Source organism: Ohtaekwangia sp., assembly GCF_036786105.1.
Classification (GTDB): Bacteria; Bacteroidota; Bacteroidia; order Cytophagales; family Cyclobacteriaceae; genus Ohtaekwangia.
This window is the reverse complement of sequence record NZ_DAIQRQ010000007.1, coordinates 46,627-55,974: the sequence shown is the minus strand read 5'-3', so window position 1 is coordinate 55,974 and position 9,348 is coordinate 46,627. Positions and strand designations below refer to the sequence as shown.

The following is a 9,348-nucleotide window of genomic DNA, read 5'->3' as shown; positions in this document are numbered from 1 at the left end:
GGATTGATATAGGGCGTTCCTAGCACGTGGTGCGACTTCCAAGACAACCCAACGTCTTTCACCATCTGTGCAAATTCAGCAGGCTTCATCCCATAGTATCCGCCCTTCATACTAAACGCAGATTCAACTTCCTTATAGCCTATATCTGCAATCTGCTTGAGCGTTCCCTTCACGTCATTGTCCATCTTGGGAAAGAACGTGAAGAGCTGAACACCAGCCGGTGGTAATTTGTCTTTCAATAAAAAAGCTTTTGCGCTGCCAGATAGTACCATAGCGCCCAGCGCCATAGCGCCTGAATTGCGTAGAAATTCTCTTCTGTTTAGCATAGTATATTTTGGGTTAAGTTGCCAGCTGCCGGCCGTTATCGGTTACAAGTTATCAGTTCATAAACTTTTCCGGATAACAGCTAACGTTTAACGTATAACTGATAATTACTCTTTCGTTCCATCGAAGCTAAAGCCCATGGCATCCATTTTCAGCATGGTAACTTTTTTACTTTCGTTGCGGATAAATTGAATGGTTGCTTTTCCATCGGCATCGAATTTATCGGTTGTGTCTGTAGGTTTAATTTCTCCAACCTGGCCACCGGCATCCATGATCAGTTTTCCTTCTTTTACACTTACTTCCAGGAACGGAAAAGGTAAACCTGTCATTTTATATTTACCAGCATAGGCGCTAAGGTCTCCTTCTGTATAATTGATTTTGGATGCTTCTTCGGTGCCACCGCTTTTGAATGTAGCATTCATCAAAATCATTAGCGACTGCGCGGCTTTGGCATCCGGGTTTTGAAACACCAGGTATATATCGTGCACGCCTTCTGTAGGTTCTACCAGCAGGGTTTGAGGTCTGCCTGCAAAGCCACCACCGGGCACATCGCCTATAAATTCTGTCTTGCCAATTAATTTACCTTTGGGAGAATCGATGTGTAATTCTATGAAGCCGCCTTCTGCATTCAGTTGGGCTTTAGGTGCCATCGCCATCAGTTCCATGGCTGTGATACCGGTAAGGTCAACCTGGTTCAGGCCGATATAGCTGCCCGATTTGCTGGGTATAACAAAAAAGTTTCCGCCATACGACATCTTGGTAACATTTTCGAACACATCAAACTTGGTAGGATTGATAGACGGATTGCGTAGCGTAAACGTCTCTTCGGAACCAATGGACGGCAACCCGTTAGCACCACGATCGCGATATGATGCCCGGAAGATATATATACCCTGACCTTTGTCGCCTGCAGGCAATTTAATGGTGTAGCTACCCTTTACCGGCAGTGATTTTACCTTTGGTTTTTCATCGGCCAGGCTCATAATATATTTTATCATCTCCGAAGCATCGGCGGCAGAAAGCTGTGGGTGTGCAGCCATCGGAACATCGCCCCACACACCACTACCACCGGAGATAACTTTCTTTGTAAGGCTTTCTACGGCGCCTGCTTTGCCTTTATACTTCAAAGCCACTTCGCGATAAGCAGGGCCTATTGATTTCTTATCTATACCATGGCATGCCTTGCAATCGCTTCCTTCCATCAGCTTCAATCCCTTCGATATATTTACCGCGGCAGCTTCGGCCGTGCGATGGCCTTGTGCAATCTCTGTTTTGTCAAAGCCTTCTGCCAGGTAATCTATACTTACCACAACCTGCTCCGGTTTAATTTTTCCGTTGGCCAGCGAGCCATCTTCTTTATCAGTTACTTCTACAGTGTAGGTATAGGTTTTGCCAGGGAAGTAGAATGTTTTATTGTTGTTACCAATATCAAACGTAACTACAGGAGGTTCATTTCCGGCTGTGAGCTCCAATGACCGTGTAGATATACCGCCCTTATCATCGGCCACGGTCAGCGTAGCTTTGTATATATCGGCTTTCGAGAGTGTAAGTTTCGCATCCGGTTCATGGATTGTTTTTGCAAAGCCCGTTTTTGATGTAATCTTCCAGGTATATTTCAGCGGATCACCATCGATGTCCTTTGTTCCCTTAGAAGAAAGACTTACGGTAAAAGGAACCGAACCTCCCAGCTTATCAACTGTTAGTTCTATAACAGGCTTACGGTTACCGCCATTATACTCAATACGAATAAGGCGCGCATCATCGTTACCGGTAAACCATCCCGATCCATACTCCAGCATATACAGATCGCCATTCGCTGCAAATTCCATGTCCATCGGGTTACTGAATTTATAGCTCGGCATAAAGCGCTCCATCGATATATAGTTTCCATCTTTATCGAGTGTTACCGCCATGATCCATCCGCGCATCCAGTCGTAGATGAAGAGCTTTCCATTATAGTACTTTGGAAACGCACGCGCAGCTGTTTTAAAATCATCGCTATAAAATACAGGACCCGCCATAGCATTCCTTCCACCCGAGCCTACCAATGGAAATTCTTTAGACTCTCCATAGGGATACCATATAAGTGCTTTCTGTGCAGGAGGCAGTTCTTTTAACCCGGTATTGTTTGGCGAAGTGTTAAGCGGTTTCTCTGCGTTGAAAAATTCCCCAGGCGTATTATTAGCGAAATCAAATTTATTATAGGCCTTGTTGTCGCCAACAAAATAAGGCCAACCAAAATTACCGGCTTTTCTGGCCTGGCCTACTTCATCTTGTCCTGCAGGACCGCGCAGCGAGTCAGGCCTACCGGCATCCGGGCCAACCTCGCCCCAATATACATAGCCGGTTCGCTGATCGACCGATATTCTGAAAGGATTGCGATGTCCCATGGTATATATTTCCGGCCTGGTAAGCTGCGTACCTTTTGCGAAAAGATTTCCTTCCGGTATACTATAAGTGCCATCTGCTTTCGGCTTGATGCGGATAATTTTTCCGCGCAGGTCATTTGTATTAGACGATGACTTCTGTGCATCCCACGGTGCTTTACCCGGTCGCTCATCGATCGGAGCATACGCCACTTCACGCGGGCTCGTATTATCACCCGTTGATAAATACAGGTTCCCATCCTTATCCCACGCAATGGAGCCACCGGTGTGGCAACATTGCTCGCGTTGCGTAGGAACCGCCAGCAGTATTTTCTTTGATTTCATGTCGAGCACATCGCCCACCAAAGTAAAGCGTGCCAATACGTTCTGTGATTTTACCGGATCGGAATAGAAAAGGTATATCCAGTGATTCACAGCAAAATTTGGATCTTTGTTCAGGCCCAGCAGGCCATCTTCGGCTTCAGAAACTTTTCCTTCCTTGTCGGTATATTTTGTGCTTACCGGAATGGTGGCAATGGTCTTAAGCTTTTTGGTTTTAAGATTATACAATCGCACAGCACCATGGCGCTCAATAAAAAGTATACGTCCATCGTTCAGTACACTTAGCTCCATCGGTTCATTCAGCTTTTCTTCCAGTATCACTTTAGAGAAGCGGTTTTCTTCCGGTCTTGCTTTTGAAAAATCGAGCGGGCCTGGTGTTTCTCCGCCCATTGCATACTGCAACCCGGCCCAGATATGGTTTAGAAACAGCGGCTCTGAAAATGTAGCATCGGTGTGGCCCATGGCCGTATAAAAGGCACGGCCGCCATCAAATTCATGATACCAGCTCATCGGGTGATTATCTCCGTTTTTACCACCCTGGTACGATTTCTCATCAATCCTGATTAACACATGTATGGAGGGATCAATGCGCTTGAAGCTATAGAACTCATCGGTTCGCTCAAACTCATCGGGCATCCCTTTGGTAGCCCAATGATCTTTTTCTACAACATAAAATTTACCTTTCTGAATATTGTTCGGGTTCGGATGGTCAAGAAAGTATGCTCCTGCAAGCTGCCCGTACCATGGCCAGTCGTATTCGCAATCTGTAGCGGCATGTATACCGAGGTAGCCACCGCCAGCCTGTATATATCTTTCAAACTCAGCTTGCTGCTCGTTGTTGAGTACATCGCCGGTTGTGTTAAGGAAAACAACTGCGTTATATTTCTTCAGATTTTCTGTTCTGAATTGCGAAGCATCTTCGGTAAAATCGGCAGTGAATCCTTTTTCAGCCGCCATCTTTTCAAACGCTGCTTTCCCGGCTTCGATAGATGTATGGCGGAATCCATCTGTTTTGGTGAACACTAATATGCGAGGCGGCTCCACAACGGGCCGGCTAAACGTAAACATCAGTACAAGTATGGTAATGGCAAGGCTGTAAAAGCCCCTGGTTAGTGCGCTGGACATTTTCATGCGTTTTGAGTAATGATTGGTTGGGTCGAAATCAATGTGTACAAGATACACATTACTTCGAAAACTCCAGAAGCATATTACATAAATGCCATTTTCATTGTGTAGGATGGACACAACAAGTGTTTAACCGCTTGTTTCCTATGGATTACGCTGACAGTACTCTGCCACATGCTCTCTTGCATAACGAAATGTTTGATCTTAATAAATTAATTTCTGAACCTGCAATGTTATTGGAGATGTGAACAATAGACATCGAGTTTGTAAAAACTCATCTGTCACACAAGCAGATGGAAATTTAACAAGAGATGATATGATAACACCGCCTTTATCAGCATCAGGCTGTTGGTTATAGATAGGGTTTACCGATGCTAAAAATATATTGCCAACCGTATAGCTCACCGGGGAAATGAGTGACTAATGGTTTCGGGAACGATGCTATGAGAATAGCAGCAACCTATATCTTAAGCAACGTTAAATTGCAGGGCCACCTTGGGTATTTTGTTGAAGAGTTCGTTACGCACCTCATTGGTTTCACTCAGTGCACGTTTTCCGGCAGCGGTTAACATAAAGAGTCGTTTGCGGCGACCGCCACGTTCGCCTGTGGGGTCACCCATCTTCGAAGTTACATAGTTCTTTTCTTCGAGGCGTTTTAATACAGTATGTACAGCGCTGATGTTAAGACTGCGGCCGGTTTGCCGTTCAATCTCATCCATCACGGCAACACCATACGCATCCTTATATAGTGCTCCTACTGTAAGCAATACCAATTCTTCAAGCTCTCCTAAATATGTTCCTTTCATACTTTTTTATTCCCGTTTTAATACCTCTGCAGGATTTACACTGGCTATGCGAACCGCCTGGTAGCTGATGGTAAAGAAAGCGATAACAATAGCGGTCATAGCAGCGGATCCAAAAAGCCATACATTTATACTTACCCTATAGGCAAAACTTTGCAGCCACAGCGTCATCAGCAAATAGGCCAGCGGCAGCGCCACCAGGTTGGCTATTAAAATCATGCTGAAAAAATGCCGTGAGAACAATACAAATATATGTGCGGTAGAACTACCTAAAACTTTGCGAATGCTCATTTCCTTCTTGCGTTGCTCTGCCATGTAGGTAGCCAGACCAAACAATCCCAGGCAAGCTACCAGTATAGACAGCGCCGAGAATACGATGGTAACACGACTGAGTTTGGTTTCGGCTTTGTAAAGTTTTTCCAGATCGTTTTTCAAAAAGAAGTATTCAAAAGGCCATCCGGGAATCTGCGCCTTCCATTGTTTTCCAAGCCATTCGATTGTGCCCGGAATATCATTACCAGAAATACGAACAGCCATATACTTGATGCGTACATCAAATGCACGAGGCGTTGTATTCAGCTGTAATACCAGTGGCCGAATAGGGTTATGCCGTGACGTAAAATTAAAATCCTTTACTACTCCGATAATGCGATGCGAAGGCCGGTTATTGAACGTTTTGCCAATAGCCGCCTCGTTAGAACCCCATCCCATCTGTTTTACAAACGTCTCATTTACAATGAGCGCCAGCGAATCATCCGTTTTTATATCTTCAGAAAAATCACGCCCCGCTACAATGGGTATATCAAAGGTCTTTGCAAAGTCGTGGCGCACTGTAAGGCGGGGAAACGGGCGCGACTCTGTTTGTCCTTCAAATATATAGTTACCTACCTGGTGCTTGGCACCAAGCACCTCTTCCAGGGCTGTAACACTTATCGTATTCCTGTTTCTCAAAAATTCATTCTTCAACGATTCATAATTCTGCGCTACGGGCGAACGTGTAACCGGAATCATAATAACATTGTCTTGCTTGAAACCAGTATCACTTCTGCGCAGCATACTCAGTTGATCTATAGCGACACCGGTACCCACGAGCAACACAATGGATAATGTAAATTGCACGACCACCAATCCTTTGCGAAACGCTCCGCCAGCTTCACGATTCAGTCGTGTTTTTAATGCTGTGATGGGTTTAAAACCTGAAAGTACTACAGCAGGATAAAGTCCTGCGGCCACACCTACACCCACTGGCAATAATGTAAGCAGGGCAACATAGAAAGGTTCCAGCAAAACAGTGGATTTTACATCCATTTCCGCAAAGGCATTGAATATAGGCAGTATTACAAGCACCAGGGTAATGGCAATGATAACTGACAGCACGCACAACAAAACAGATTCAAACAAAAACTGCCCTACCAGCTGCAGACGATGACTGCCCAGCGTTTTACGCATGCCTACTTCTTTTGCACGATTGGCAGCACGCGCGGTACTGAGATTAACGAAGTTGATGCATGCGATGAGTAAAACAAAAATTCCGATAGAGCCGAATACATATAAAGTAGTTAAACTGCTGTTGGGCTGTATTTCATAATCGAGATGCGACTTCAAATGTATATCGGTAAGCGGAAACAGCTCGAGCTTAACATCATTGCGGATAAATTCAGGGAAATGCTTTTTTACAAAAGCAGGCATAGCAGCTTCCAGGTATGGAGCATCGCTGGCATCGCGCAATAGAACATAGGTCCAGCAGGGATTCCAATACCAATGCCACAACTGAGGTACGCGTGGGTCGTATACCTGGTCGAGTGTGCGAAATGAAATCAGGCAATCAAACTGAAAGTGCGTATTCAACGGCACATCTTCCAGTATACCGGTTACCAGTAAATTTGTATTACCCTGAAACCGCAGATACTTCCCGATAGGATTCTCGCCGCCAAAATATTTGCGCGCCATACTTTGGGTCAGCACAATGGTTTCACGTTTATCAAGTGCAGAAGGATCGCCTTCTATAAATTTAAAATCAAAAACATCAAACACGGTACTATCAACACAGAACACGCGCGACTCATTGAACTCCTTTGTATTATCGACTGTAGCCATGGCCACGGTGGGCGCCTGAAAATTAAAGAACCTCACAGCCTTCAATATCTGCGAGCCATGGTCTGTTAATAATGCTTCGGCTACCGGAAACGGTTGGCTGGCTGAATGCTCTCCTACACCATTCGATTGCAACACTTCATGTACGCGGTAAATACGATCAGCTTTGGTATGCATCCTGTCGAAGCTATATTCGTTGCGCATATATAGGCTGATCAACAAAAAACAGGCAATGCCAATGGCCAGACCGAATACGTTCAGGAAGGAATATCCCTTTTCGCGCACAAAGCTCCGCTTGAATACAGAAAAGTAATTTCGATACATCATAAAGTTGGGGCTGGATTGATTGGACGATCGTTTGATATTAGACCATTTAAAGAAGCGCAGCACATTCCACATATATTGAAAATCAGCTATACGCTGGCCGCGATTCTTGACAGCACGTGCATAAAGCTCATACGCATCGCCCTGAATCTCTTCCAGCAATGCGGGATTGCAATACCATTCCAGAAATCTACTGGCCCATTTGGGCGGTGAAACCCTGTTCATATATATTCCACAAACGTGAAAGTAATGGTATATGTTTCATGTTTGTGGAAAAAATAGATTGTGACAACACATGCCTGGTGGCAGATTGAATCAAGTACAGACTGCTTCTTATTAACTATAGCCAACGAAAGGCTCTTCGTTCCGAACTTCTTTGTCCTTGTACAAATCTGTTCATATTCACAGTTACCTTTCCACATAAATAACCGATACCCAACGCCAATGGATAATCGCCCGACCAATGAACACCATTGTTAACCATGGCATATCCCACCATACCTGTTAAAGCATAGCATACCGGCTTAAGCCATTTCTTTTCCGGGTAATTTGATGTCAATACAGTAACGGTTGCCATCATCGTTGCCAAATGGCCAGAGGGAAATGCATCGTATTTCGAGGTATGATTCTGAAAATTAGAAAAGCTTACCAGCGGACGCCAAACACCGCCAGACGCTGAGGAAACACGTGGGCTTTCCCGACCAGAAACCCGCTTGAAAACCTGGGTTATCAACCCGACCGCTATTTGCGCCTGCATAATCTGACTTGCCGTTTGTAAGGTGCGATTATCACGCTTGATTTTACCATATATAAACATACCTCCACTGAGTATAGTACTTGTAAACCCTTCGCCCAGGGAATATACCGCTGTATTTAAATTACGCGGGGCCTGATAGATGGGTATATATTTAGAACCCATTTTAAAGCCAAGAACATTCGAGTAGACTATATCGCTATTAAGATCTATATTATTACTGAGCTTCTGAACGCCATTGGTTATATCCTGATCAAATGGAATCAAGACCAACGTTGATAACGCTATCGCTGAAAGCACTGGCAAACTTTTCCGAGAAAAAGTTTCCTTGAATGTCATTGAAATTGTTTTGGGAGCATGCGTGACAAATGAGAAGGGTTGTGGTTTGCTGTAACAGAACGTGCTGGTTAGATATTTATAGCATTGAACATTTTTATACTTCAATGAATCTGAAGAATAAATTATAGAATCATACCGCTGCGCTCGCCCGGGGGCAACAAAAATTAGAGTCGTGGAAAGAGCAAGAAGAAATACTTTCATCGTTTACAAGGCTTTATCACCTAAAAGGCTATTACCAAAAGTGTAAACAAATTTTGTACACATTCTGAAGAAAAGTTATAAGCCTAAAACCGCACCCAAGATGTTTATGGGTATAAATGGACGGCAGGCACAATAGCAGAGTATAAAATACCAGGCTATTCAGATCAAAATATGAATACTAATTACAACTTTATTTAAAGAGGGCACATCATCAGAATTGAACAAAGCGATTACTTTTCCAAGGCTCGTAGACAAGTTCTATGCTAAAGCAACGTTTCATAAAACAGTGGTTAAGAGGATAAAGCGTTTTCTTCATCACTGAAAGAAAGTTATAGCACTCGCAGTCCCGACAATAGTCGGGAAAACCCGAAACCTCCCCGATAGTAATCGGGGTGCTCTATGGCAAGATGAGCTATAGGAACTTGAAGGTTTGAGTAAATAAAAAAGACCGAAGGATTATCTCCGGTCTTTTATGGTGCACTCGCAGTCCCGACAATAGTCGGAAAACCCCGAACCTCCCCGATAGTAATCGGGGTGCTCTATGGCAAGATGAGCTATAGGAACTTGAAGGTTTGAGTAAATAAAAAAGACCGAAGGATTATCTTCGGTCTTTCATGGTGCACTCGCAGTCCCGACAATAGTCGGGAAAACCCCGAACCTCCCCGATAGTAATCGG

4 protein-coding genes and 1 pseudogene are annotated in these 9,348 nt (G+C 44.3%); all 5 read right to left on the bottom strand.

What is annotated here, in order from left to right; all coding sequences use genetic code 11:
• Positions 1-326, bottom strand: a pseudogene (locus V7Q33_RS05480) (sugar phosphate isomerase/epimerase); the annotation flags it as partial.
• A 105-nt stretch (positions 327-431) separates the two neighbouring features.
• Entirely contained in the window at positions 432-4,163 is a 3,732-nt protein-coding gene (locus V7Q33_RS05475) for a ThuA domain-containing protein (RefSeq protein ID WP_442945905.1), read from the bottom strand.
• Between the two features lie 461 nt (positions 4,164-4,624).
• Positions 4,625-4,963, bottom strand: coding sequence for a PadR family transcriptional regulator (locus V7Q33_RS05470; protein WP_331980591.1), 339 nt, complete (start codon positions 4,961-4,963; stop codon positions 4,625-4,627).
• A 6-nt stretch (positions 4,964-4,969) separates the two neighbouring features.
• The gene (locus V7Q33_RS05465; protein ID WP_333819150.1) at positions 4,970-7,603 is read right to left on the bottom strand and encodes an ABC transporter permease; all 2,634 of its coding nucleotides are present in this window, start codon (positions 7,601-7,603) and stop codon (positions 4,970-4,972) included.
• Between the two features lie 115 nt (positions 7,604-7,718).
• A complete protein-coding gene (locus V7Q33_RS05460; protein WP_333819149.1) occupies positions 7,719-8,672 on the bottom strand; it encodes a phosphatase PAP2 family protein in 954 nt (317 codons plus the stop codon).
• Between the last annotated feature and the right edge of the window lie 676 nt (positions 8,673-9,348).

What these genes read in the sequence shown, in the direction of transcription:
- V7Q33_RS05470 (WP_331980591.1), bottom strand. Translation starts at nt 4,963, where the DNA reads ATGAAAGGAACATATTTAGGAGAGCTTGAAGAATTGGTATTGCTTACA.
- V7Q33_RS05475 (WP_442945905.1), bottom strand. Translation starts at nt 4,163, where the DNA reads ATGAAAATGTCCAGCGCACTAACCAGGGGCTTTTACAGCCTTGCCATT.
- V7Q33_RS05460 (WP_333819149.1), bottom strand. Translation starts at nt 8,672, where the DNA reads ATGAAAGTATTTCTTCTTGCTCTTTCCACGACTCTAATTTTTGTTGCC.
- V7Q33_RS05465 (WP_333819150.1), bottom strand. Translation starts at nt 7,603, where the DNA reads ATGAACAGGGTTTCACCGCCCAAATGGGCCAGTAGATTTCTGGAATGG.